At 71.1% G+C, this 24,922-nt stretch carries 20 protein-coding genes; 13 read left to right on the plus strand and 7 right to left on the minus strand.

Annotation, left to right across the window (positions count from 1 at the left end):
• Positions 1 to 172: 172 nt before the first annotated feature.
• A complete protein-coding gene (locus ABZ664_RS07205; RefSeq protein WP_362504320.1) occupies positions 173 to 1,021 on the minus strand; it encodes an arylamine N-acetyltransferase in 849 nt (282 codons plus the stop codon).
• 238 nt (positions 1,022 to 1,259) lie between these two features.
• Between ABZ664_RS07205 and ABZ664_RS07210 the strand changes: the two genes are divergently transcribed.
• From ABZ664_RS07210 to ABZ664_RS07220, 3 genes are all read left to right on the plus strand, one after another.
• Positions 1,260 to 2,240 carry a GNAT family N-acetyltransferase gene (locus ABZ664_RS07210; protein WP_362504324.1) on the plus strand — a complete coding sequence of 327 codons (981 nt, stop codon included), beginning with the start codon at positions 1,260 to 1,262 and terminating at the stop codon, positions 2,238 to 2,240.
• Positions 2,241 to 2,433: 193 nt separating this feature from the next.
• Positions 2,434 to 3,123 (plus strand): response regulator transcription factor, encoded by a 690-nt coding sequence (locus tag ABZ664_RS07215; RefSeq protein ID WP_362504327.1) that lies wholly within the window; start codon positions 2,434 to 2,436, stop codon positions 3,121 to 3,123.
• Between the two features lie 222 nt (positions 3,124 to 3,345).
• A complete protein-coding gene (locus ABZ664_RS07220) occupies positions 3,346 to 6,942 on the plus strand; it encodes a DUF4153 domain-containing protein (protein ID WP_362504330.1) in 3,597 nt (1,198 codons plus the stop codon).
• 139 nt (positions 6,943 to 7,081) lie between these two features.
• Here ABZ664_RS07220 and ABZ664_RS07225 read toward each other — a convergent pair whose 3' ends face one another.
• The 3 genes from ABZ664_RS07225 to ABZ664_RS07235 form a co-directional block, all read right to left on the minus strand.
• The gene (locus ABZ664_RS07225; RefSeq protein WP_362504333.1) at positions 7,082 to 7,513 is read right to left on the minus strand and encodes a hypothetical protein; all 432 of its coding nucleotides are present in this window, start codon (positions 7,511 to 7,513) and stop codon (positions 7,082 to 7,084) included.
• Positions 7,514 to 7,628: 115 nt separating this feature from the next.
• Positions 7,629 to 7,946, minus strand: a complete 318-nt coding sequence (locus ABZ664_RS07230) for a hypothetical protein (RefSeq protein ID WP_362504336.1) — start codon at positions 7,944 to 7,946, stop codon at positions 7,629 to 7,631.
• Positions 7,943 to 8,173, minus strand: coding sequence for a hypothetical protein (locus ABZ664_RS07235; RefSeq protein ID WP_362504339.1), 231 nt, complete (start codon positions 8,171 to 8,173; stop codon positions 7,943 to 7,945). Before ABZ664_RS07235 ends, ABZ664_RS07230 begins: the two co-directional genes overlap by 4 nt.
• 330 nt (positions 8,174 to 8,503) lie before the next feature.
• On the opposite strand from ABZ664_RS07235, the gene ABZ664_RS07240 reads away from it, so the two are divergent.
• From ABZ664_RS07240 to ABZ664_RS07250, 3 genes are all read left to right on the plus strand, one after another.
• The gene (locus ABZ664_RS07240; RefSeq protein ID WP_362504342.1) at positions 8,504 to 9,658 is read left to right on the plus strand and encodes a hypothetical protein; all 1,155 of its coding nucleotides are present in this window, start codon (positions 8,504 to 8,506) and stop codon (positions 9,656 to 9,658) included.
• 72 nt (positions 9,659 to 9,730) lie between these two features.
• The gene (locus ABZ664_RS07245) at positions 9,731 to 10,432 is read left to right on the plus strand and encodes a hypothetical protein (RefSeq protein ID WP_362504345.1); all 702 of its coding nucleotides are present in this window, start codon (positions 9,731 to 9,733) and stop codon (positions 10,430 to 10,432) included.
• Positions 10,433 to 10,600: 168 nt separating this feature from the next.
• Entirely contained in the window at positions 10,601 to 11,200 is a 600-nt protein-coding gene (locus ABZ664_RS07250) for a hypothetical protein (protein WP_362504347.1), read from the plus strand.
• 81 nt (positions 11,201 to 11,281) lie between these two features.
• On the opposite strand, the gene ABZ664_RS07255 is transcribed toward ABZ664_RS07250, so the two are convergent.
• Positions 11,282 to 12,991, minus strand: coding sequence for a glycosyl hydrolase family 8 (locus ABZ664_RS07255; RefSeq protein WP_362504349.1), 1,710 nt, complete (start codon positions 12,989 to 12,991; stop codon positions 11,282 to 11,284).
• Positions 12,992 to 13,194: 203 nt separating this feature from the next.
• On the opposite strand from ABZ664_RS07255, the gene ABZ664_RS07260 reads away from it, so the two are divergent.
• From ABZ664_RS07260 to ABZ664_RS07275, 4 genes are all read left to right on the plus strand, one after another.
• Positions 13,195 to 14,718: an amidohydrolase family protein gene (locus ABZ664_RS07260; RefSeq protein ID WP_362504352.1), complete on the plus strand. Its 1,524-nt coding sequence runs from the start codon at positions 13,195 to 13,197 to the stop codon at positions 14,716 to 14,718.
• Positions 14,719 to 14,928: 210 nt separating this feature from the next.
• Positions 14,929 to 16,038, plus strand: a complete 1,110-nt coding sequence (locus tag ABZ664_RS07265) for an alanine racemase (RefSeq protein ID WP_362504355.1) — start codon at positions 14,929 to 14,931, stop codon at positions 16,036 to 16,038.
• Positions 16,039 to 16,063: 25 nt separating this feature from the next.
• Positions 16,064 to 16,450 carry a Rid family detoxifying hydrolase gene (locus ABZ664_RS07270; RefSeq protein ID WP_362504357.1) on the plus strand — a complete coding sequence of 129 codons (387 nt, stop codon included), beginning with the start codon at positions 16,064 to 16,066 and terminating at the stop codon, positions 16,448 to 16,450.
• A gap of 31 nt (positions 16,451 to 16,481) precedes the next feature.
• Complete coding sequence (locus ABZ664_RS07275; RefSeq protein WP_362504359.1) at positions 16,482 to 17,693, plus strand: hypothetical protein; 1,212 nt, start codon at positions 16,482 to 16,484, stop codon at positions 17,691 to 17,693.
• A gap of 175 nt (positions 17,694 to 17,868) precedes the next feature.
• On the opposite strand, the gene ABZ664_RS07280 is transcribed toward ABZ664_RS07275, so the two are convergent.
• Complete coding sequence (locus ABZ664_RS07280) at positions 17,869 to 18,423, minus strand: TetR/AcrR family transcriptional regulator (protein WP_362504362.1); 555 nt, start codon at positions 18,421 to 18,423, stop codon at positions 17,869 to 17,871.
• A 110-nt stretch (positions 18,424 to 18,533) separates the two neighbouring features.
• On the opposite strand from ABZ664_RS07280, the gene ABZ664_RS07285 reads away from it, so the two are divergent.
• Both ABZ664_RS07285 and ABZ664_RS07290 read left to right on the plus strand, forming a co-directional pair.
• Entirely contained in the window at positions 18,534 to 19,253 is a 720-nt protein-coding gene (locus ABZ664_RS07285; protein ID WP_362504365.1) for an alpha/beta hydrolase, read from the plus strand.
• A gap of 461 nt (positions 19,254 to 19,714) precedes the next feature.
• Positions 19,715 to 21,175: an alpha/beta hydrolase gene (locus ABZ664_RS07290; RefSeq protein ID WP_362504368.1), complete on the plus strand. Its 1,461-nt coding sequence runs from the start codon at positions 19,715 to 19,717 to the stop codon at positions 21,173 to 21,175.
• A 94-nt stretch (positions 21,176 to 21,269) separates the two neighbouring features.
• Here ABZ664_RS07290 and ABZ664_RS07295 read toward each other — a convergent pair whose 3' ends face one another.
• The gene (locus tag ABZ664_RS07295; RefSeq protein WP_362504371.1) at positions 21,270 to 21,890 is read right to left on the minus strand and encodes a LysE family translocator; all 621 of its coding nucleotides are present in this window, start codon (positions 21,888 to 21,890) and stop codon (positions 21,270 to 21,272) included.
• 168 nt (positions 21,891 to 22,058) lie between these two features.
• Here ABZ664_RS07295 and ABZ664_RS07300 point away from each other — a divergent pair, with 168 nt between their 5' ends.
• Positions 22,059 to 24,833, plus strand: coding sequence for an AAA family ATPase (locus tag ABZ664_RS07300; RefSeq protein ID WP_362504374.1), 2,775 nt, complete (start codon positions 22,059 to 22,061; stop codon positions 24,831 to 24,833).
• Positions 24,834 to 24,922 lie beyond the last annotated feature (89 nt).

Genomic DNA, 24,922 nt, shown 5'->3' on the forward strand with positions numbered 1-24,922 from the left:
GAAGCAGTCACCGGTGACGGGCGGCGAAGGGCCGCGACCGGGGAGTACGGGAGTTTCGAGCCGGTCGGAGTCGGGCCGAGTCGAGAGCTGAACCGGGCCGGGTTGAGAGCTGGGCCGGGTCGGAGCCGGGAGCTGAACTGAGCCGGGTTGAGAGCCGGGCCGGGGCCGGAAGTCAGCGGGAGTCGGACCACTTCTCGTGGGCGGTCCACAGCTGCTGCCAGAGCTTGGCGCGTTCCAGCGGGGTGACGTCGGGCAGGTGCAGGCCGAAGACGTCGGCGAGGATCTGGAAGTAGTCGCGTTCGGTCCGCGCGGTCAGGGAGTGCTCGCGGTCGCCGCGACGACTCAGGATCAGCCCTCGCATGACGTCGACGCCGCCCGCGTCGCGCCGCTGGATCGTGGCCACGCGGACGAAACCCGAATCGGGCGAGGTGGAGAGAAACTCGTGCATCGCGGCGAACTCCCGCATCTCGGCGGGCGCGCCGCAAAAGTCCATGCCGAGGAAGTCGCCGCGCGGGTCGTGGTCGAACCGCCACCCGCCGGGCTCCACCTCGGAGGGACGCAGGCCGTAGGTGAAGGGACCCTGCCGGTACGTGCCCTCGACGAGCGGGAGCGGGTCGTGGAGCGCGTCGCCCAGGCCCTGGTCGACGAGCCACTCTCCTTGAGGATTGCCCGGGGTCGGCAGTCCGGAGACCGTGAGCACGAGGTGGCCGCCGTCCACGTTCGCCGGGCCCTGGGCGCGGCCCTGCACCCCGCCGCGATGCCGGGTCACCCGGTAGCCGAGCGCCTTCAGCAACTCGGAGAAGGCCCCGTTCAGGTGGTAGCAGTAGCCGCCACGGCCCCGGACGATCCGCGCCGCCGATTCCACCGGGTCGACGGTCGTCGGACGGCCCAGCCAGATCTCCATGCACTCGTACGGCACGCGCTCGATGTGTGCCCGGTGCAGCAGGTGCAGTGACTCCACGCTTGGAGGTCCGTCGACCTTCACGCCGATCCTGCGGAGGTACGCGGTGACATCGATCACCCTGTCACGTTAACGCCCAGGTGGGCGCGTACCTAGCCTCGGACATGCGCTTTCTCTGGAATGAACGGTGCGCGCCCGGATTATCCGGTTGAGGCCGCGCCGGGTACGCCGGTAGCCTGACCGTCCCCGCGAGTGTGAGGAGGTGAGGAGCACATGTTCGCCGTTTCGGTCACGCGCTCCCGCCCCGGGCGACAGGCCGCCTGAGACCGGGAAGCGCACCTGCTTTCTGGAGTTTCGCTTGTCCGAGCCGTATCTGTCCGATCTGTCCACCTCCGACCTCTCCGATCTGCGGTTCCGTCCGCTAGAAGCGGGCGAGTTCGACCTGTTCCACCGCTACGGCCCGCTCCCGGCCTCCGGCGTCGGCGCCCGCCACCTGCCCTTCGAGGAGCTCGACTACCGGCCCGGATGGGTCTGGGTCGCGCTGCGGGGCGACGAGGTGGTCGCCAGAGCCGCCTTCTGGGGTCCGCCGGGCTCCGAACATCCCTACAGCCTCGACTGGTTCGACCCCGGCTCCGGCCCGCGCCGGATCGAGGTGGGAGCGGCCCTGCTGCGAGCCGCGTACGCGGCCCTGGTCACGCCCGGGTACGCCACACCGTCCGGGGCGCGACCCGACTACCACCTCTTCCTGCCCGCCGACTGGCACGAGCGCCCCGACGCGTTCGCGGACGCCTCCGACCGGATCGCCGCCGCGGAGAAGGCCGGGCTGCGGCGGTCCGTCGAGCGGCTCAACCTGCGCTGGCTCCCCGAGTACGGTCTGCCGCCCAGGTCGGCCCGGCTCACCTTCGCCCCTGCCGACGACGACGAGGTGGTGGTGAACCTGCTGGCCCGTGTCGCCGAGGGCAGCCTCGACGACTGGGACCGGCGCAACCTCGCCGAGCGGGGTGCGAGGGCGACGGCCGAGAGGACCGTGGCCGAGGTCGCCGACATGCCGGGAGGGCGCCGGAGGTGGCGGCTCGCCCGCGACGCGTCGGGAGAGCTCGTCGGCATCGTGATGGCGACGCGCAACTCCAGGAACGCCACGATCGGCTACCTCGGGGTCGACCCGGTCCACCGAGGCCGCGGTTACGCGGACGACCTGGTCACCGAGGCGCTGCACATTTTCGTCGCGGAGGGTGAGTCCGAGGTGAAGGACAACACCGATGTGGGCAACGCGCCCATGGCGGCCTCGTTCGCCAGGATCGGCTACCGGATCACCGGCCGTCGCCTGATCCTCGCCTGATTCCGGCCTCCCTCCGGATCCGCGGGGTCTTCGCACGCGCGGAAGGCCCTGCGGATCCGTTCGGGGGGCGCCGCACCCGCCGGTGGGGCCTCGTACGCGGGGCCCCGCCGGCGGGTCGGCCGGTCGCCGGGTGCGCAGAACCTTCACAATTCACCACAGGTCTTCTGCACGGCTCAGGTCTACGCTGCCGAGCATGGCAATCCCTCAGCAACGCCGTGTCCTCGTGGTCGAAGACGACGAGACGATCGCGCGGGCCGTACGCCACAGGCTGGCCGCCGAGGGCTTTGACGTGCAGGTCGTCGGGGACGGGCAGACCGCACTCGCCGCCTACGCGAAGACGGGACCCGACGTGGTGGTGCTCGACCGGCTGCTGCCCGGCCTCGACGGGCTGGAGGTGTGCAGGAGGATGCAGGCCGCGAGGCCGGTACCGGTGCTCATGCTCACCGCGCTGGGAGAGGAGACCGACCTTCTCGTGGGGCTCGGGGTCGGGGCCGACGACTACATGGCCAAGCCGTTCAGCATGCGCGAGCTGGTCGCCCGGGTGCACGCCCTGCTGCGCCGGGTCGAGCGGGCCTCCCAGCTGGCCGTGGCCGACACGGTCATCCGCCTCGCCGACGTCGAGATCGACACCGCCGAGCGCCGCGTCTACGTGCGGGGCGCCGAAGCCCAGCTGACCAGGACCGAGTTCGACCTGCTGTGCCGCCTCGCCGAGCGCCCCGGCCAGGTCTTCGAGCGGGAACGGCTGCTGGCCGACATCTGGGGCTTCTCCGAGGCCGCGGCCACCCGTACGGTCGACAGCCACGTGCGGGCCCTGCGCCGCAAGCTCGGCCCCGGAGTCGTCCGTACCGTCCACGGCGTCGGCTACGCCCTCGTCAAACCGTGAACGGTCGTCCCGGCACGCCGATGGCCGTTCACGGTCCGACAGGGGCGCCCGGCCGCGACCGCGCATCTCCGCGGTGCCACGGACCCACGCTCGTGTACGGCCAGAACGGCGGTTTCCGCGCGCCTTGGAAACGGTGCTCGCGCCCGGAGGAGAACCGATCGCCCTCTCCGTCACTCAGACACTCATGTGCCCTTCCACTCCAACACCGGGACGCGCCGACCATTGAGACCTCTCGACTTCCTGGGCCGGATCAAGGTAAAGCTCGGAATGGTGATCCTGCTGGCCGTGGTGACGGCGTTCGTCGTCAACGAGGTCGGCATCAACGCCGGCTACTCGCGCGACGTGCGCGTCGCGGTGGCCGTGGTGTTCGCGCTGATCATGGTGCAGCTGCTCGGGCGGGGCATGACCAAGCCGCTGCGCGAGATGGCCGCCGCCGCGCAGACCATCGCGAAGGGCCGGTACGGCCTGCGGGTCACCGCGTCCTCCCGTGACGAGGTCGGCGAGCTCGCCCGTGCCTTCAACGCGATGGCCGCCGACCTGGGGGAGGTGGACCGGCAGCGGCGTGAGCTGGTGGCGAACGTCAGCCACGAGCTCCGTACGCCGATCACCGCGCTCCGTGCGGTGCTGGAGAACGTGGTCGACGGGGTCTCAGAGCCCGATCCCGTCACCCTCGGCACCGCGCTCGCCCAGACCGAGCGGCTGGGCCGCCTGGTCGCGCAACTGCTCGACCTGTCCCGCCTGGAGTCCGGGGCACGGCTCATCGAGCGCGAGGACGTCGAGCTGCGTCCGCTGTGCGAGCAGGCCCTGCGGGAGGCCGTACTCGCGCGGGAGGGGGTGGTGGCGCGCTGCGAGGTCCCCGAGGGCCTGAGCCTGCGCGCCGATCCCGACCTGCTCGCACAGGTCCTCGCCAACCTGCTGGACAACGCGGTGCGCCACAGCCCCGCGGGCGGGGCGGTGGTGCTGGCGGCCACGGCCAGGGGAGAGGGGGTCCGGCTGAGAGTGAGCGACCAGGGACCGGGGATCGCGGTCGAGGACCGGGCACGGGCGTTCGAGCGCTTCTCCCGCCTGGACGCGGGCCGGGCCGCCGACGACGGCGGCGCCGGGCTGGGCCTGGCCATCACCAAGGAGATCGTCGAACTCCACGGCGGCTCCATCCACGTAGACGACGGTGTCGGTTGCCACATCGTGGCCGACCTTCCGGAAAGGATCGAGATGAACCCCCCGTCCCTCCCCGCCAAGGACTCCATCCCCTCGGGGGAGGACGCCGCCCGGGGCGAGGAGCCTTCGAGCGAGGCTCCCACGGAGCCCGCAGAACCCGCGGGTCTCGCAGCCTCCGCGCCACCGGTCCCGCTCGCGGCCGGTACGCCGTCGGTCCTGTCCGAGACCTCCACGCCGCCGCTTCCGTCCGTGGCCGGTACGCCGTCGGTGTCGCTCGTGGCCTCCACGTCGTCCGTCCCACTCGTGGCGGGTCCGTCGTCCGGACGCCGCGAGACCGTCGAGGTCACCGAGGTCACCGGGGTCACCGGGGTCGCCGCGACTGTCGTGTCCGACGAACCGGTGGAAGCCGGTCGGGCGTCCGGGGCCGATCAGGGTTCCGTGGCCGTCGAATCCAGGGAGCCGGTCGAACCGGTGGAGAGCGGTCGTACGCCCGAAGTCCCTGAGACGGTCGCGGCCGGACAGGTGCCCGCTTCTCCGGGACCGGGGTCGAAGTCGGGACCGGGGTCGGAGTCGGAGTCGGGGCCGGGACCAAGGTCGGGGTCGGGGCCGGCGCCTGCCGCCCTTGACCTCGGAGCCGTCGCCCCGCCTCCTCCCGTACGACCCTCCCCGCAGCCGTACCCTCCACGACCCGTGCTCGCCAGGGACGAGAGCGCGCGTCAGAGGCCGGTCGTGATGCGGAACTGGCCGGGAGCGTTCTCCGGGGTCTTCCTCGGCGGTATCGCGGGGTTGGTGTGCGGGGTGATCGTGGGCATCGCCCTCGCGACCCTCGACGCCCTGCTGGCCGCTTTCGCCGGATCCGTCCTCTTCGCCATCGGCGCGTTCGTCGGCACGGTCATCGGCGCCACCACCCCCACCACCGATTTCCTGGCCTCCGTCGAACCGCTCCCGCCCCGGCCTGAGGAGCGGAGGCCCACCGCACGACGCGCAGCGGGCCCGGGAGCTCCCCGGCGGGAAGGCGAGGCGCGGGCGACGGGAGTCGGGGAAGGGGCGACAGGCTCACCGACAGGCTCACCGACGGGGTCACCGACGGGTCCGTCGGCGGTCTCCCGGCCGGGCGGGGGGAGCGGTCCCGGGGCGCCCGGAGGCTACAACGGCCCCGGGGCTCCTGGAGGGTACAAGGCGCCGCCGGTCTTCCCCCGCCCCGAGCTGCCGGACACCCCCCGGTGGGTGCTGCCGGTGTCCGCCGCCGTCGGACTGCTCGCCGCGGTCGCGGTGCCGTACAGCAGGGCCGGGCTGGGGCTCGTGCTGGTGTCCGCGGCGATGGGGGCGGCGACGATCCCCGCGGTGCGCAGGAGGATCACCCCGTGGTCGGCGGGGATGGGGGCGATCGCCTACGGGCTGGTCGCGACGGTGATGTTCAGGGACGCGGACTGGCTGGTCGGCATCCTGCTGCTGGCCGGGTTCCTGACGGCCGCGCTCGCTCTGTCGGGGGCCGGGCGCGGCTGGCTGGGGGTGATCAGGGGCGGCGCGTCGGTGATCCTGGGCCTGCTGCCGGTGCCGTGGTTCCTCGGGGCGAGGCTGAAGGGCCTCGCGTCCCGTCGCCGGGTGATGCCCCTGCTGCTGGGGGGTGGGCTGACCGTCGTGCTGCTGGCGGTGTTCGGGGCGCTGTTCGTCTCGGCGGACGCGGTCTTCGCCGAGGCCGTCGAGCGGGTGTTCAGCGCGCAGGAGTGGGCGGAGTCGCTACCGCTGCGTATCTTCCTCTTCGTCGTCTTCGCGTGCGTGGTCGCCTCCGCCGTGCTGGTCGGGCTGCGACCCGTGGCCGAGCCGAAGGCTCCCGACCTGAAGGTCACGGTCGGTCGCGGTCTCTGGGTGACCCCGCTGACGGCGCTCAACCTGCTGTTCGCCACGTTCGTGGGGATGCAGCTCACCGTGCTGTTCGGCTCCACCCGGTGGGTGGTCTCCGCCACCGGGCTGACCTACGCGGAGTACGCGCGTTCCGGGTTCTTCCAGCTCGTCGTCGTCAGCGTGTTCGTACTCGCCATCGTCGCGGTCGCCTCGGGGACGCTGGATCTCAAGGGCTCCGACCGCTGGCTGATGGCCGGACTGCTCGGCGTGCTCTGCGTGCTCACCCTGGTGATCCTGTTCTCCGCGCTGCACCGCCTGGACCTGTACGCGGACGCCTACGGGCTCTCCCGGCTGCGGGCCTCGGTGTCGGCGACGGTGCTGTGGCTGGGCGGGGTCTTCGCGCTGGTCCTCGCCGCGGGCGCGGCCCGGCTCACCGGGCGCGGGCACGCGCGCTGGATGCCCAGAACCCTGGTGCTGATGACGAGCGCCTCGCTGCTGGCGTTCGCGGTGTGGAACCCCGACCTGCGGGTCGCGGAGACCCAGATCGCCGTACGGGGCGTGGAGCGGGTCGACCTCGAATACCTGGGCGACCTCGGCGCGGAGGCCGTGCCCGCCCTGGACCGGCTGCCCGAGCCGTCCCGCAGTTGCGTCCTGCGGGATGTGGTCGCGGCCAACGACCTCGCCGGACCCGATTCGTGGAACGGCTGGAACCTGGCCCGCCGCGAGGCGAGGGACCTGCTGGCCCAGCGACCGGTGCTCAGCACCGTTTCCTGCCCGCAGACGATCTCCCGCCTGGAGATCCCCGACCAGGACTGAGGGATTCGAGGGCCGCCGGGCCGGGCGATTCGTCCACCGGTGGCCCGCACCCGTTCGGCGAGTCGCCGGACAGGGCGGGCCAGGTCGTCCAGGTCGGTCTACGCGATGTCACGGACGAAAGGGCGGACGGCGGCCTTGTTCACTTCGTCTCCGCGCCTTCCGGGTCGCCGGCGAGCGTGCGCGCGGCCGCCGCGTCGTCCTCGTTCCAGCCCCAGTGACCGTCGCGTTCCCCGGTCTGCTCGTCGATCCACCGGTTGTGGGCCTCCCACGCGGCCTGCTTGCTGGTCCCCAGCGCGGCACCGATCTGCGACCACGAGGCGCCTGCCCGGCGGGCGGAGCGTACGGAGAGCTGACGTCCGTAGCCCGCCTTCCGCGCGATCACCTCACCCAGCGCGAGGAGCTCCAGCGCCTCACCCCGGGTCAGGGGCTCGGCGCCGGGGTCGAGTGGCGCGAGCTCGGAGTCGTCCTCGTCGGCCGGTGCGGCCAGGGCCTCACGGGTGCGTAGCGCGTCGTAGCGCACGGTCGCGGTCAGCAGCGTGAACCGACGTTCAAGATCCTCTGGAGTCGCCATGGGTCGAGTATTTCGTCATGCTGTCTTGACGTCAAGCCTCCTTGACGTCAAGACAGCATGACGTTAGTTGGCGGCTCTCTTGGTAGTCATGCGAGAGGGCCGTCGTGCCCGTTCATCAGAAGTGGCCGATGCTGGCTGAGCTGGAGGTGAGTGCCCAGCGGTGGAGGACGGTCGTTTCTGCCTCGTACATCTGGGTCTTCAACCCCTCCAGGGTCCGGTCGCAGATGATCAAAGGTTCGGGGGTGGGCCAGGTGGCGATGGCGTGGAAGAGGCGGCTTCCGGTGCCGTAGAGCACCGACCAGCCTGGGCGGGTGGCCTGCAGCATCGCGGCTTCGGCTCGGGCTTCGTGGTCCCAGGTGTAGCGCGGGACCGCGATGACGGCCTGGCCGTCGCGGTGACGCCCCCGGGCTGCGGACAGGCAGCGGCGAATCATGAGATCACCTGCCCGGCCTGCGCCTCCCGCGCGATGGCCTCCTGCCGTTCGGTCTCGGCCCGCAGGGCCTCCAGGCTGTCGGCGTCGACGGTCCGCTCGGCACCGGCGTGGAATGCGACCGAAGGGAAGGGCTCCTCCCGGCTGGCCCATAGCCGCCCGGCATCACTGAGAATCAACCGCCAGCCGGGGATGGTGGATACAGGGTGGGTGGATTTGGCCTCGTTCACTGATTGGACCTCCATCCGATAACGGGCTTGTCCGATCGTTCGCAGTGATGGACGAGCCCGTTTCATGAGGTGGGCAAAGACACGGAGGGGATGCCGTACGGGCTGGATGGCCAGTACGAAGGCGGGGTGATTGCTGAGCACCTTCGGGTCCCGCCTGTTTGAATTCTCTGTCCATCACACGCGGTAAACCTGTGCATCGGTAGGTGGTGCTGGGGGAAAATAAAGGGATCGGCGTTTCCCTTCGGCCCTAGGTGCGTGATGAAAAAGCTTCCAGTATGGGCTGTTCGACTCCGCGAAGAGCGGTGCGCCCGGCTTTGGTCGCAAAAAGAGATGGCCAAACGCCTGGCCGAAGCGGCTGACGAGTGGACCCGCGAGCGCCTCCCGACCAGGGAGTCGCTGGTGCGATCGATCAAGGGATGGGAAGCGGGGAAACACCGGCCCAGGGAGCCTTATCTCACGCTGTACTGCCGGGTGTTTGGTTTCAGGGAAACCGAATTGTTTGAGGAGAACGTTCCTATTCGTCCAGATGCATCGGCATCACTGGGCATCGAGGCGCTTGATCCATTTGTCATAGACGGCCGACCGGCCGACGCGGACTATGTGATGACGCTCCGGACCACCGGGCAGGCGCTTGTCGCGCTGGACACCGCGTACGGGGGAAACGAGATCTTCCCCCTCGCAGTGCGGGTCTTCCGAACCGCCAGTGCCAAACTCGCCGCAGGAAACTTCACCGCGACCGTCGAGCGAGACCTCGAAGCCGCCGCCGGAGAGGCCGGAGAGATCGCCGCCTGGCAGGCCCATGACGCCGATCGGCAGGATGTCTCACGTCAGATCATCCACGAGGCGATGATGCTCTCCCGTCTCGCGGGAGATCGCAGTATGGAACTGCTGGAACTGGCCCATCTCTCGATGCTGTCCCAGTTCCAGCGTCGCCCGCACGAGACGTTGCGGATCGCCGACGACGTGCTCGCCGGTGGTGATCTCCCTCCTCGTGTCGAAGCGATATTCCAGGTACGGCGAGGTCGGGCGCTCGCCGCACTGGGTGACGGGACGCGGGGGTTCGAAGCGCTCCATCGGGCACGGTCCGCGCTCACCGAAAGCATCGGCGCTCGCGATCCGTACTGGTCGTGGTGGATGGACGAGGCCGAGTTGGCCGGGCATCAGGGGATGGCCTACGCGGAGCTGGGCGAGTGGGGCAAGGCTGTCATCCCGCTTACGGAGGCTTACGAGCATCACCTGACGCGGGGACGTTCTCGCTATAACTGCGGGGCCCAACTGCTCAACGGCCTCGTACACGCACAAGCGTGGCAGGAGGCCGAGCCGGTCATCGTGGAGGTGATGGCACAGGCGAGCGAGATCGCCTCGGCGCGTACGGTCAACCTGCTGCTCCGTGTCGCCGACCGCATCGAGCTCGCCGGAACGGGGCCGACGTCAACGCTGGCGGACTCGGCCCAGGACCTGGGCCGTGTGCTGACCTGCGCATAAGGCTCACGAACGAAACCCGCGTGGCACTTTCTGGCCGGCCCCGCCGGGGGCCGTCCGCCTAAGCACGGCGGCGTGTTCCGCTTCGTCGACCCGTCGACCTGGCACAGCCCGGACCAGGCCACCTCGACCCGGGCGACGCGCTACGGCACAGCGATCGCGACCGCATGGGACCGGCTGCATCATCAGCTCACTCGCCGGGCCGCCTGGATCGACCACGACGGCGAATTACCGATCATCGAGGGCACGCTGATCCGGCTGAGCGTGGAACGGCTGCCGGGCGATGCCCATCCCCGGCCGGTGTGGCTGTGGTCCTCGGCCCTGGGCCTGCCGGCCGCCCGGATCGACCTGCTGTGGCAGGCGTTCCTGCGCAGATTCGACCTGGAGCATACGTTCCGGTTCTTCAAGCAGACCCTGGGCTGGACCGCGCCGAAGATCCGCAGCGCTGAGGCGGCCGACCGCTGGACCTGGCTGATCATCGCCGTCTACACCCAACTGTGCCTGGCCCGGTATTTGGTGGAGGACCTGCGCCGTCCGTGGGAGAGACCTGTCCTGCCCGGGCGGCTGAGTCCGGCTCGGGTACGGCGGGGGTTTCGCAACATCCGTCCGGCAACGTCATGTCCGGCCCGTGCGCCCAAACCCGGCAAGCCCGGCCCGGGACGTCCGCCCGGTTCCCGCAACCAGCGCCGCGCTCCCCGCCACGAACTGGGGAAAGTCAACAAGCGACCGAAGTCCCTCACAGCCAAACGTGATCTCGGAGGTCAAACAACACGCTGAGAAAGAGCTACACCCATGCAGGTTCCCGCAAGTTACCGACCGGTACGGCCGGGTTTTGGGTCTACCGGGTCTCGATGGCGTTGCAGCCAGCCACAAGAGGATTCCCAGTGATCCGAACGATCCTTGACACGAATGCGGCGGATCATCGTCGTCTGGAAGGAGACAGTGGTGAGGGTAAGCAAGGGGTCACTGGCCATCGGCGCGGTGCTGGGGCTGGTCGTCGGCGGATCGGGGATCGCCGTCGCGGGAGCGGCGGACACCAGCGAGGTGATCACAGCATGCGTGAGCACGAACGGGGCGGTACGGATCCCGCCGGCCTCCCCCTCGCCCGGCGAGACCATGCTCGCCCCCGCTCCCACCACTACGGCGTCCCCTGGCAGGTGCCTGGCCACTGAGCGGCAGATCTCCTGGAACCAGTCGGGCCCCGCCGGTCCAGCTGGGCCGGCGGGCGACAGCGGCCCGGCTGGACCCAAGGGAGAAGTGGGTATCTCCGGGCTGGAGGTAGTCACGCGCGACGTCACGTTCCCCGCCGGTGCACAGAAAAGCGCCACAATCACCTGCCCGGAAGGCAAAGTGCCCATTAGCGGAGGGTACATGTATGGGCGTGCCGACCACTGGTACCTTGAGGACAACATGGCGGTGGGCTACCTGGGCTTGAGCATGGGCCAAGACGGCAAACTGGAAAACACCTGGGGCTATCGGGCCAGCAATCACAACACCTGGCCGGTCACGGTCCGCACGACCGCTCTGTGTGCGATCCTGCCCTGAACCAGTGGCGGGCGTTTGCGCGGCCCGCGCTAGTAGGCGGCCCTCGCTGGAAGGCGAGGGCCGCTTTAGTTCGGGTGAGGGTCAGGGCACCCAGTGGTTGCCGGTTACGGTGATCATGACTTGGAGCTGGACGCTGGTCGAGTAGTAGTCGTTCGCGGTGAACGGGGTGTTGAGCATCTTGTTCCACAGGGCGTCCAGCCAGGCCTGGCTGCCGGAGTCGGTCATCGCCGCCACCGCGAACGGGGCGAAGTGGGCCGGCGCGCTGCCGCTGGAGATCTGGGTGCCGTTGAGGGAGTAGCCGATCGCGATGTTGTTCGGGTTGCCGCCGGTCTTGCCCTTGATCCAGGTGTTGAGCTTGCGTGCGGCGGCGAGGGACTTGGCGTCGCCGCTGGTCACCGCGTCGTTGCCGATCCGCCACGGGTCACGGCAGGCGTTCCACCAGAACTTGCCGTCGTTGGCGGACTCCAGGACCTCACCCGGCGCGGGCTTGGGGGTGGTGTTGGTGTTGACGACGAAGTCGGCCAGCAGGCCGGTGTTCGGCGCGTAGGTCGACTGCTGGGAGGCGATCAGGTTCTGGTGGTTGGTGCGGACGGTGTCCCAGGTCGTGTCGCCGGTGGCCTTGCGGAACGCCCTGAAGTGATCGATCATCCAGTCCGAGGAGCGGCTGATCCAGTAGTACTGGTCGCCGGAGCTGCTCCAGTCGCCGAGCTTCATCAGCTTGGTGGTCGGGTTGACCTCACCGGCCTTGATCGCGTTGATGTGGTTGATCGCGAGCTGCCGGTAGTTGTAGGTGCCGGTGCTTCCCCACTGCCGGTCGGCCAGGAGCAGGCCGTAGGCCACGTCCAGGTCGCCGTCGGTGGCGGAGTCGCCGCCGTTGACGCTCTGGCAGGCGGTGTTCTGCTCGGCGGCGAGCAGGCCGGGGGTGATCGACGACGGGTGGGCCAGGACGTACTTCACCAGGCCGTCGAAGATCTTCTTCGCGTCCGGGTCGGCCCCGGCCATCGTGGCGGTGATGACCATGCCGTAGCCCTGCGCCTCGGCCACGTACGGGTGGTCGGCGTCGGGGGAGATGATCTGGTACCAGCCGTTGCCGCAGTTCTGCTTGACGAAGGCGGCCTTCCAGCGCCGGTAGTAGTCGACCACCTTCTGGTCGAGCGTCGCCTGGGTTCCGGTCGGGCGCAGCATCCCGGCCGCGTAGGGGATCTTGTGGGAGCCGAACGGCACGCCGGGGGCGCCGGGGGACGGGGTGGCCGTGGGGGTGGGGCTCGGGGTCGTGCCGCCCGTGCTGCCGTAGACCTCCATCTCGTACAGCGAGTAGCCGTACACGGTGCCCCGCGCGGTCCCGTACATCCGCACGTAGCGGCCGGTGCCCGAGAGGGTCAGGTCGTCGACGCCGCCGTCGCCGGTGGTGGTCGAGTAGACCGACGTCCAGGTGGAGCCGTTGGGCGAGACCTCGATGCGGTACGACTTCCCGTACGCGGCCTCCCAGGTCAGCTTGACCCGGGAGACGGTGGCGGAGGCGCCGAGGTCGACGCGGATCCACTGGGGGTCCTGGCCCTCGGCGGAGGCCCAGCGGGTGGCGGTGTTGCCGTCGAAGGCGGCGCCGGGAAGCAGGGTGGAGTCCTCGGTGGAGGAGGCGGTGGCCGGGCGGCCACGGGAGAGCAGGGAGTCGGCGGCGAAGCCGGCCGGTGCCGCCAGTACGAACAGCGATGCGATCAGTGCCGACGCCAGTGCCAGGGCGAGGACGGGCGAGGGGCGTTGGAGGCGTTCGAGGCGCGGTCTCGCGTGCACAGGGGTGCCCTCTCTGCGATCATCTAGTTAGGAAAGGTTCCTAACTAGGGAAAGATGGCGCCATCCCTGACACGCTACGGTCAAGGGGATGGGGGGCCCAAATTCCTCCCATACCTAGAACCGGGGAAATCCGGGACAGCGGCAGGGAGAACGAAGACGAGCGCTGGATGCGGCGCAGACCTTTCGGGTGATTGAATCCCCGCATGTCGTTCGATGTGTTGATCAGGGATGGCTGGGTGCTCGACGGTACCGGGGCTCCGGCTCACCGGGCCGACGTCGGTGTCAACGGAGACCGGATCACCGCCGTGGGCCGCCTGGAGGGCGCGGACGCCGCGACCGTCGTCGAGGCCGCCGGGCGCCACGTCATGCCCGGCCTCGTCGACTGCCACGCCCACGGTGACGCCCTCGTCTTCGACAAGGACGTGCAGTTCGCCGCGCTCCGCCAGGGCGTGACCACGTTCGTCCTCGGCCAGGACGGGCTCTCCTTCGCACCCTCCACCACTCCGGAGACCTTCGCCTACGCGACCCGCTACTTCGCCGCCGTCAACGGCGTCCACCCCTCGGCCGACGGGCCGATCGGCGTGGCGGAGCTGCTCGCGGGCTACGACCGGGCGACCGCGCTGAACACCGCGTACCTGCTGCCGCACGGCACGATCCGCCACGACGTGATGGGCGCCGCCGAGCGGGCAGCCACCGCCGACGAACTCGCCGCGATGCTGGCCCGCGTCGAACGCGGCCTGGCGGAGGGCGCCGTCGGCCTCTCCACCGGCCTGGAGTACGCCCCCGGCCGCTACGCCGACGCCGCCGAGATCGCCGCGCTCTGCGCACCGCTGGACCACCTGCCGTACGTGACGCACATGCGCGGGTACGGCGCGGCGGCCCCCGCCGGGATGGCCGAGGTGAGCGACATCGCCCGGCGCTCGGGCGCCGCCGTGCACGTCTCGCACTACCACGGCCCGGCCTCCACGCTCCTGCCGCTCGTCGACGAGGCCCGGCTCATGGGGGTCGACCTGACCTTCGACACCTACCCCTACCTGCGGGGCAGCACGATCCTCGCGATGGTCGCGCTGCCGCCGTGGGTCCCGGCCGCCGACGTCGAGCGCACGCTGGAGGTGCTGGAGTCCGAGCCGATCCAGTGGGACGAGACGCTCTGGCCGAGGATCACCTTCTCCCACGTACCCGGTGCCGAGTGGGCCGAGGGGATGACGCTGCCCGACGCCGCGGCCGAGGCCGGGCTGGAGCCGGGGGAGTTCTGCCGCAGGATCCTGATCGACACCCGGCTGGAGGCCGGATGCGTGGCGGCCCGCCCCGACGAGGGCCCCGAGGGTGAGGCGTCGGTCCGCGCGATCCTGCGCCATGCGGCCCACACCGGCGGCTCCGACGGCATCTACGTCGGCGGCCACCCCCACCCCCGTGGCTACGGGGCGTTCGCCAGGATGCTCGGCCACCACGTCCGCGAGACCGGCGACTGGACCCTGGAGCAGGCCGTCGTCCACCTCGCCTCGCACCCGGCCCGCCGCTTCGGTCTCGAAGGGCGGGGCCTCGTCCGTCCCGGCCAGGTCGCCGACCTGGTCGTCCTGGACGCCACCGCGGTCGCCGACCTGGCCACGTACGCCGTCCCGCGCACCCCGGCCACCGGGATCGGCGACGTCCTCGTCTCCGGGGTCCCGGTGCTCACCGCGGGAGCGCTCACCGGCGCCACCCCCGGCAGAGCGCTACGCCCCTGAGAAACGGCGTCACCCCTCGGTAAGACGCCGGGCTTTCGAGGAACGGTGCCCTCTCCAGGGCCGCCCCCGGAAGCCCTTCGGGCACGCCCCTGAAAAGGTCGCCGTGAGGATAGGGTCCTCAGGGCGGCGAAGGGGAATGCGATCTCCCACGCCCGGATCCGGCGGCCGACGAGCCGTCGAATCCACCAGGCGACCAGAGGGGGACGGGACGTGAAGGGCATCGTGGATCCCGGGGCGGTGCTGGGAGCCTCACTGTTCGGCGGGGCGTTCACCTTCCCGGTGATGGTGGCCCACCGCAGCGCGCTGAAGCACAACATCGCGACCCTCGCGGCCTTCACCCGCGAGTACGGGCTCACCTTCGCCCCGCACGCCAAGACCACCATGTCGCCCGAGCTGGTGAAGGCGCAGCTCGACGCGGGCGCGTGGGGAATGACGGTCGCCACCCCCAGCCAGGCGCTCACCCTGCGCGGGTTCGGCGTCTCCCGGATCGTCCTCGCCAACCAGGTCTTCGACCCGGCGGGGCTGGCCGCCCTCGCCGCCCGGCTGGACGAGGATCCCGCGTTCGAGTTCCTGTGCTTCGTCGACTCGACGGCCGGGGTCGAGGCGCTCTCCCGGCACGCGGGAGCCAGGCCGTTCCGCGTGCTGGCCGAACTCGGCCACCAGGGCGGGCGCGGCGGCAGCCGTACGCTCGCCCAGCTGCTGGAGGTCGCCTCGGCCGCGCAGGCGGCCGAGGGGGTGGAGCTGGCGGGCGTCGCGGGATACGAGGGCTCGCTGGGGTCGGCGGAGGAGGTACGGGCCTACCTGCACCGGCTGCTGGAGGCGCTGGAGCACCTGCGGGTGCGCGACCCGATCCTGTCGGTGGGCGGCAGCCAGTGGTTCGACGTGATCGGCCGCGAGCTCGCCGCCTGCCAGGCGAGGGTGATGCTGCGCAGCGGCGCGTACGTCTCCCACGACGACGGCTACTACCGCGAGCGCACCCCGTACACCCGGATCGACGGGGAACTACGCGCGGCGCTGGAGATCTGGGCGCACGTGCTGAGCGTCCCCGAGCCCGGCCTGGCCGTGGTCGGGTTCGGCAAGCGCGACGCCCCCTTCGACGAGGGATTGCCGATCCCGCGTGGAGCCGTCGCGGACGCGACGGTGCTCAAGGTCCAGGACCAGCACACGCTCCTGAGGCCGGCACCCGGCTCGCCGGTGCGGCCGGGCGACCTGGTGTCGTTCGGTATCTCCCACCCGTGCACCGCCTTCGACAAGTGGCGGACCATCCCGGTGGTCGACGAGGAGTATGTCGTCGTCGATCTGATAAACACCTTTTTCTAAATTTCCATCGCTGAGGATTGGTGAGATGAGCGACAAGCAGGAGCTGAGGACGAGCGAGGGCGCGGCGCCCGTCGGGGCGTACTCGCAGGGTCTCGTGGTCGGCGACTTCGTCTACACCTCGGGCATGGGGCCGCTCAGCCCCGAGACCGGCGAGGTCGTCGGGACCGATGTGGCCGAGCAGACCCACCAGGTGATGCGCAACCTCGGCGCGATCCTCGCGGCCCACGGGCTGGGCTTCGACGACGTGGTGAAGTCGACCGTGCACCTGGAGCACCTCAAGCGTGACTTCGCCGCCTACAACGAGGTGTACAAGTCGTATTTCACCCGCCCGTACCCGGTTCGCACGACCGTCGGCTCGGACCTGATGGACATCCTCGTCGAGATCGACTTCGTGGCCTACAAGCCGCGTTAGAGTCTGACCGACTTCGTGGGAGGGCGGCGGCTTGGACAGCTCGCTATACGTCTACGTCGAGGACGTGCGCGGGGAGGGCCTTGAGGCGGTCCTCGACCGGATCACCGGATACGGCGTGACGGGCGTGACCGTGGCCGCGGCCTACCACCGTGCCCGCGACGTCACCCCGCACGGCCGCCCCCGGGTGACGATCCGCAGCGACGGCGCGCACTTCACGCCGCCCGCCGACCTGTTCGGCGGGCTGCGGCTGGTGCCGCCCGTCCAGGACGGCGCCGAGGACGAGCCGCTGGCCGCCCTGCGCGGGGCCACCGCCGAACGCGGGCTCGCCCTGCACGGCTGGACCGTCTTTCTGCAGAACACCACGCTCGGCCTGGCCAACCCGGACGTGACCGTACGCAACTGCTTCGGCGACCGCGGCTCGCCCGCCGACCTGTGCCCCTCCCACCCCGACGTGCGCCGGTACGCGGTCGCGCTGGGCCGGGCGGTGGCCAGGCAGGGCGTCGACAGCGTGGTGGCCGAGGCGTTGCACTATGGAACCTTCGGCCATGGCTACCACCACGAGCGCAGCTTCGTCCCGCTCGGGCCGATGGACGCCTTCCTGCTCGGCCTGTGCTTCTGCGGTTTCTGCATGCGCCGCGCCGCCGACCTGGGCGTGAACGCGGAGGTGGCGCGCGAGGAGTGCTCCAGGATCGTGGGCGCCGTGTTCGACGGCGATCCTCCCGCCCAGGGCGAGGTGACCCGCGCCGCCCTGACCGCGTACGCGGGGCCCGAGGTGGTCGCCTACGCGCGGGCCCGCTCGGAGACGGTGACCTCGCTGGTCTCCGAGGTCTCCACCGCCGTCACCGACGAGGGCTCGCGTCTCGTCTTCCTCGACGGGACCGGTGCGGTGAAGGGGTACACCGACGGGCTGCCCTCGCCGGGGTTCGCCGCGCACGACTCCTGGCAGCTCGGCGTCGACCTGGTCGCCCTCGGTGACCTGGTGCCCTCGCTCGGCGTGCTCGCCTACGCCCGGGACGTGGCCAGGGTGGCCGACGACGTCGCCGCCTACCGCCGTTCCACGGGCAAGGACAAGGAGTTGCGGGTCGTCCTGCGCCCCGGCCTGCCCGACACCGACTCGGCCGACCGGCTCGCCGCCAAGGTTCGCGCCGTACGGGCCTCGGGCGCCGACGCGGTCGACTTCTACGCGTACGGGCTCATGCCCTACCCGATCCTGGACCGCATCCCGGGCGCGCTCTCCACCTGAGACCGACCTGGTCCGGCGAGACCGGCCGGAGGAGGCCGATGTCTGGTCGGCCGGGGGTCTTCGCGAGGCGGGGCTCGGGTTCTGCGGCGGGTCCACGAGCGGATCTACGAGCGGGTTCGTGGGCGGGGTCGCGAGCAGGTTCATGAGCGGTTTCACGAGCGGGTCAGTGGGCGGGTCAGGAGGCGCGGGCGCCGTCCAGGACGGTGCTCACGGCGCGGGCGGCGAAGTCGTCGTCGAGGGGCAGGCCGCGGAAGACCGCGCGCAGCCAGACCGCTCCGGCGAGCAGGTCGACGATGAGCATGGGGTCGGCCCCGGCGGGCAGCTCGCCGCGCCGCCGCGCACGGTCGAAGACGGCCTGCTCCCGCGCGAACCGGTCGGCGAAGAAGCGCCGGGTCGCCTCGGCGAGCTCGGGGTGGTGAACGGCGGCACCTAGGGCCGCGACCGCGACGTCGGCGGCGGGAGGACGGGTGAGCAGGGCGGCGACCCCGCCGACCAAGGCCTCCAGATCCCCCCTGAGGTCGCCGGTATCGGGCGGCTCCATCGCGAGCAGGTCGGCCTCGACCAGGGCGGCGGCGAGCAGTGCCGCCTTCGATGTCCACCACCGGTAGATCGTGGTCTTGTTCACCCCCGACCGCTCGGCGACCCCTTCCACCGTCAGGCCCTCGTATCCCTTGGTGGCGAGAAGTTCGAGCGTGGCCTGGAAGATCTGCTGTTCCTTGCGCGGTGCCATGGGCCGACTATAGCGACTCATAGCAACGCAACGGTGCGTTGTGTTTTAATCGACGCCAGCTCCCCGGCCGGGTCATCTCCCCGATCGGGACGACCCTCTGGAGGCGTGCCATGCTCCCCGTCGTTCTCGTCCACGGCATCCGGCTCAGCGCGACCATGTGGGACCCCGTCATCTCCCACCTCTCCCGCCTGGGGCGTCCCGCGACGGCCGTGGACCTGCCGGGCCACGGCACCCGCCAGGGCGAGCCGTTCACGATGGACGCGGCGGCGTCGGCGGTCGCGGACGCCGTCGGCGCCCTTGGCGGCCGGGCGCTCGTGGCCGGGCTCTCCCTCGGCGGATACGTCGGCATCGCCACCGCGGAACGCTTCCCCGAGCGGGTGACCGGGCTGATGGCGATCGGATGCACCGCGCTCGGCTCGGCAGCGGGCCCCCACCGGGTCGCCGCCTCGCTCGCCGCCCGGAATCCGTCGCTCGCGAACCGGATCAGCTCCTACGCCCTTCGCCGTCTCCTGCCGGGACCCGTGGGGGAGGCGATGGTGGCCGGGGGAGTCTTCTGCGAGGTGATGCCCCAGGCCGTCGACGCAGTCGCCGACCAGGATCAGCTCACGGCCCTGGCCTCCTACCCGGGACGCGTGTGGCTGGTCAACGGCACCCGGGACCCGTTCCGGGTGCACGAACGCGCCTTCCTGCGCGCCTGCGGGAACGGACGGCTCATCCTCGTCCCCCGCAGGGGGCACCTGGGCGTGCTGGCGGCGCCGGGAGCGCTGGCCAGGCTGGTGGGCGACCTGTGCGACCAGGTGGACCACTGTTCACCCACCGGGGCGGAGTAACGCGTCCGGGTGACTTCGTACCCCTTGTGCATCACGGAGGTCTCGTACGTCCGGTCGCTCTCGTACGTCCGGCCGGAGCGGGCGGAGAGGGCGGTCGCGACGCCGAGATCCAGGTGGAGGACCCCGCTGAAGCGGCAGATCAGGGGCACTGCTCCTCGGCCGCTCGCCGACGGCACCCGCCGCCCTTCCGGGCGCACCATGCCAGATCGCTTCGCGGGACACCAATGACGCCACGTCATGGTGCCATCCGCGGAAATGTCATGGCGAGGACGTGACGTGGCCGCACTGCCGGACAGGCGCCGCGACGACTGTAATCGACGGTGTGAAGCACTCACCCCCCGGCCGCCGTCTCGGCCACCGGGGCGGGTGACCAGCCCGGACGCGCGCCGATCACGTCTTCCGACGGCGGTCCACACCCGCGCCCGTCTCCCGACCAAGCGATAGTTCACAAAAGGAATCAGATGCGAACAGCCCTGAAAGCCCTGACCGTCGCCGCCGTGGCGACGATCCTCCTACAGGGAGTTCCGGCCACGGCGGCGACCGCACCGAGTGCGGTGCGGTGGGGGGCGTGCCCCAAGGACGTCGCCGCGCCCGGCCTGGAGTGCTCGACGATCAAGGTCCCGCTGGACTACCGCAAGCCGGACGGGCGGAAAATCGAGGTCGCGATATCCCGCCTGGCGAGCAAGGACCAGGCGCGGCGGCGTGGTGTGCTGCTGCTCAACCCGGGCGGCCCGGGGGCGGCGGGCCTGCGGTTCCCGGCCGATCTCGTGACCGCCGGCCTGCCCCGGAGCGTGCTGGACACCTATGACGTGATCGGGTTCGACCCGCGCGGCGTGGGCCGCAGCACACCGGTGACCTGCGCTCTGACGCCGGAGCAGCAGTTTCGGGGCAACGTCCCGCCGTACGCGGTCACCACGGCCGACGTGGCGAAGCGGGCGAAGGAGGTCAAGGCCGTCGCCAGGCAGTGTGCCACCTCGAAAACAGCCTGGATGCTGCCGTACGTCACCACCGCCAACACCGCCCGCGACATGGACCGCATCCGCGAGGCGCTGGGCGAGCCGAAACTCTCCTACCTCGGCTACTCCTACGGCACCCACCTCGGTGCGGTGTACGCCACGCTGTTCCCGCGGCGCGGCAACCGGATCGTGATCGACAGCAACACGCCCCCCGGTGGCATCACCTACGAGGACAGGAGCCTGTTCGCCCGGGGCTTCGAGGACCGGCTCCCCGACTTCGCCGAGTACGCCGCCGCCCACCCCGAGCATGGGCTGGGCGACACACCGGAGCAGGTGACCGAGAAGTACTTCGAACTCGCCGAACGGCTGGACAGGACACCGGTGCACGGATTCGACGGCCCGATGTTCCGGATGACCACGTTCGGCATGCTCTTTCGCGACACGACCTTCCCCGCGCTGGTCGATCTCTGGAAGATGGCCGACACCGGCCAGGCGCCGTCGCCGCCGCCGGCGCAGGATCCCGTGCCGGACGTGGACAACTCGTTGTCCAGCCATCAGTACGTGGTCTGCGGTGACTCGCGCTGGCCCAGGTCTGTTCGTGCCTACCAGCGTGACGTCGAAGCCGACCGGAAGCGGTACCCGATGTTCGGTGCGGCGGCGGCCAACATCCGGCCCTGCGCGTTCTGGCCGTCCGGCCCCGTCGAGCCGCCGGTGCGCGTCAACGACCGAGGTCCGTCGAACATCCTCATGATGCAGTTCACCCGCGACGTGGGAACACCTCTGGCCGACGCCAGGAAGATGCGGCGGGCGCTCGGTGACCGGGCCCGGATGGTGACGGTCGACGAGGGCGGCCACGGTGTCTACCTGCTCGGCGGGAACGCGTGCGCGGACACCGCGGTGACGACGTTCCTGACCACCGGGAAGCGCCCGGTGCGCGACCTGGCCTGCGCGGCGGATCCCGCCTGATCCGAGCCGCCGCGACGGGGCCGACCTCCGTCCTGTCACGTCGCGGCGGTCCCGTGTGTCCGGATGGTCTTGTGTGTTCGGGTGGTTCGCGCGTTCAGACGGAGCGGCCGGAGAGCGCGGTCGCGACGCCGAGGCCCAGGTAGACGATCCCGCTGAAGTGGCCGATCAGAGGTGCCCTGCTCCTCAGCCGCCCGCCCACGGCGCCCGCCGCCACCGCGTAGATCAGGTCGGAGAGCAGGCCCAGGAAGAGCAGGGTTCCACCCAGGACGGCGATCTGCAGCGGCACCGCACCCGCCTCCGGCTCCACGAACTGGGGCAGGAACGCGAGAAAGAAAAGGATCACCTTGGGATTGAGCACGTTGACGACCACGCCCTCCAGGAAGATCGCCCGAAGCGGCTGCGGCGGGGTCTCCCGGCTCGCGAACTCCTGCCTGCTCGTCAACGCCCGGATGCCCAGGTAGACCAGGTAGGCCACCCCGGCCCACTTGATCACGTTGAACAGGGTCGCCGACCGTGCGATCACGTACGAGAGACCGGCCGCCGCGGCGGCGATGTGCACCAGCGTGCCCACCTCGACACCGAGCGCGCTCGCCACCCCGGCGGCGCGGCCCTGGGAGACGGCGCGGGCGATGATGTAGATGTGGTTCGGGCCGGGCACCAGGACCAGTGCCAGCGACGCGACCGAGAAGATCAGCAATGTGGACGGGGAGACCATGCCCCGACGATAGGGGTGTCCCGGCCCTCGCCGTCAGGGCCAATGCGCGGAGCCTTTGGTGTACCAATCGGTCCAGGTTCGCCCTCGGTTGATGTACCAATCGTTCCTTGTTCGTCCCCTTCGGGTGGAATGTCGATTCGGTCGGTACCCCGTGCGATACTCGCCGACGTGGGGTGGAACAGCACGCGGAGTGTTCTGATCGGGCGATCGGCGGAGCTCGATCGCCTGACCGCGGTGCTCGACACCGCGGCCGCGGGGCAGGCCGGGGTCGCCCTCGTGGGAGGCGACGCGGGCATCGGCAAGACCCGCCTGATCACCGAGCTGGCCGGGCGGGCCGAGGCGGCGGGGTTCGCCGTGCTCGTCGGCCAGTGCGCCGAACTCGGCGACGCCCTGCCCTACCTTCCGCTCGCCGACGCCCTGCGTTCGGCACGAGGTGAGCTGCGCGCGGCGCTCGACGAGCGACCCGTACTCGGCAGGCTGCTGCCCGGCGGCACCGACCAGGGCAGGGAGAGCACGTCGGGCCTGACGCAGCAGCAGCTCTTCGGTTCGATGCTCGGCTTCCTGTCCACGCGGCCCGTGCTGCTCGTCCTGGAGGACCTGCACTGGGCCGACCAGTCCACCCGCGACCTGCTGGTCTTCCTCAGCCGGATGCTGCAGACCGAGCGCGTCTGCCTCGTCGGCACCTACCGCACCGACGACCTCCACCGCCGCCACCCGCTGCGCCGGGTCCTCGCGGAGCTCAAGCGCCTCCCCTCGGTGACGCCGGTGGAGCTGGAGCCTCTCGACCGCCACGAGATGACCGACTACCTCGCCGCGCTCGGCGGCACCGACGCCGGCGTGATGAGGAAGGTCGTCGACCGGGCCGAGGGCAACCCGTTCTACGCCCAGGAACTGCTGGACGCCGCCTCCGAGGGCTCCTCGATCCCCGACGGCCTGGCCGGCCTGCTGCTCTCCCGCACGGAGCTGCTCTCCGACCCCGCGCAGCGGGTGCTCGGCGGCGCGGCCGTCGCGGGCCGCCGGGCCGACCACGACCTGCTCCAGCAGGCCTCGGGCCTCGCCGACCTCGCCTTCGAGGAGAGCATGCGGGAGATCGTCTCGCGCGGCCTGCTCCGCCCCGACGGGGAGTACGGCTACGCCTTCCGGCACGCGCTTCTCCAGGAGGTCGTCTACAACGACCTGCTGCCCGGCGAACGGACCAGGATGCACGCCGAGTTCGCCCGCCTGCTGACCGGCCGAGGAGGTTCGGCGGCCGAACTCGCCCACCACTACCTGGCGGGCCACGACCTGCCGGGCGCGCTCGCCGCGTCCGTGGAGGCGGGGCGCAGGGCCGAGCGGCTGGGGGCACCCGCCGAGGCACACCGCCACTTCGGCCAGGCACTTGGGCTCTGGGACCGCGTTCCCGACGCCGAGCGGCTGGCCGGGATCGACCACATCGCCCTCGCGGCGCGCAGCGCCGCCGCGGCGGCCGACAGCGGCGACAACCACCGGGCGATCTCCCAGCTCCGGAGTCTCCCGCCCTCCGCCGAGATCAACGAGCGGCTCTCGTACTACCTCATCGACGCCGAGGACGTCGAGGGTTCGATCGCCGCCGCGTACGCGGCCGTCGAGGCGGCGCCGGAGGGCCCGGTGCTCGCCCGCGCCCTCGCCACCTACGCCCGCTCGCTCTACTGGACCGAACGGCACGGCGAGGTCGAGGCCCTGGCCAGGCGCGCCCTGGAGACGGCCCGCGCGAGCGGCGCCGCCGACGCCGAGACCAGCGCGCTGATCACCCTCGCCGCCCTCGCCGCGCTCGCCGACGACATCTCCCACGCCAAGGACCTGCTCGCCTGCGCGACCGCGGAGAGCTCGGGCAACCTCGCCATCGACCTGCGGGCCATGTTCACCTACGCCCGGGTCCAGTACGAGAACGGTGACCTCGCCGAGGCGGCGACCACCACCGACCGGGGGCTGCGGCTGGCACGTGAGAGCGGCCTCAACTGGAGCACCTACGGCACCGACCTGCGCTTCCTGCGCCTCCTCATCCACTACGTCGCGGGGGAGTGGGACCTGGCGGAGAAGGTCGCCTCCGGGTTCGCCGTCCGCGTCGGCACCCCCTCGGAGGCACTCCTGTCGTCCTTCGCGCTCTTCGTCGAGGTGGCCAGGGGCCTGCCCGTCGTCGAGGACCGCCTGTCGTGGCTGGAGCCCTTCTGGCCGGACGACGTGACGATCGCCGCCATGAGCCGCGGCCTGGCCGCCGAGCACGCCCTGTGGCGCGGAGACCCGGAGTCGGCGCTCGAACACGCCCGTGTGGGACTCGACGTCATCCTCCCCAACGACCCCGCCGTGATCCGGCTCAGCGGCACCGCCCTGTGGGCGCTGACGGAGCTGGGACGCGCGGAGGAGGCCGACGACTTCCTGGAGCGGGCCAGGGTGCCCGCCGCCGTCGGCCCCGGCTCCGTCCGGCGGGGCCCGCTCGGTCCGGAGGGGCTGGCCTGGCTCGCCAAAGCCGAGGCCGAGTGGCACCGCGCGCACGGCCGCTTCGACGTCGCGGCGTGGCGAGCGGTGGTCGAGGCCTTCGACTTCGGATTCGTCTACGAGGTCGCGCGCTCGCGGTGGCGGCTGGCCGAGGCGCTGCTCGTCGAGGGCGACCGCGCCGCCGCGTTGAAAGAATGGAAGCTCGCCGTCGAGGCCGCCGAGTCACTGGGCGCCCGGCCGCTCGGCGCGGCCCTGGCGGAGCTGGGACGCAGGGCGCGCTTCACCTCCACGTCGTCGACCCTGCTCACCGCCCGCGAGCAGGAGGTGCTCGCCCTGGTGGCCGAGGGCCTGCCCAACCGTGAGATCGGCGAGAGACTGTTCATCGCGCAGAAGACGGTGAGCGTGCACGTCTCCAACATCCTGGGCAAGCTGGGCGTCTCCTCCCGCACCCAGGCCGCCGCCGTGGCCCACCGGGACGGTCTCGTCTGACCCGGGTGGATCCGCGTGGGCCGCATGGCTCAGGTGGCCTCGGCAGGGCCGGCCGATGTCGTGACTCGCGCTGCTGTGACCTACGGCCG

The sequence above is a fragment of the Streptosporangium sp. NPDC006930 genome (assembly GCF_040635605.1).
Classification (GTDB): domain Bacteria; phylum Actinomycetota; class Actinomycetes; order Streptosporangiales; family Streptosporangiaceae; genus Streptosporangium.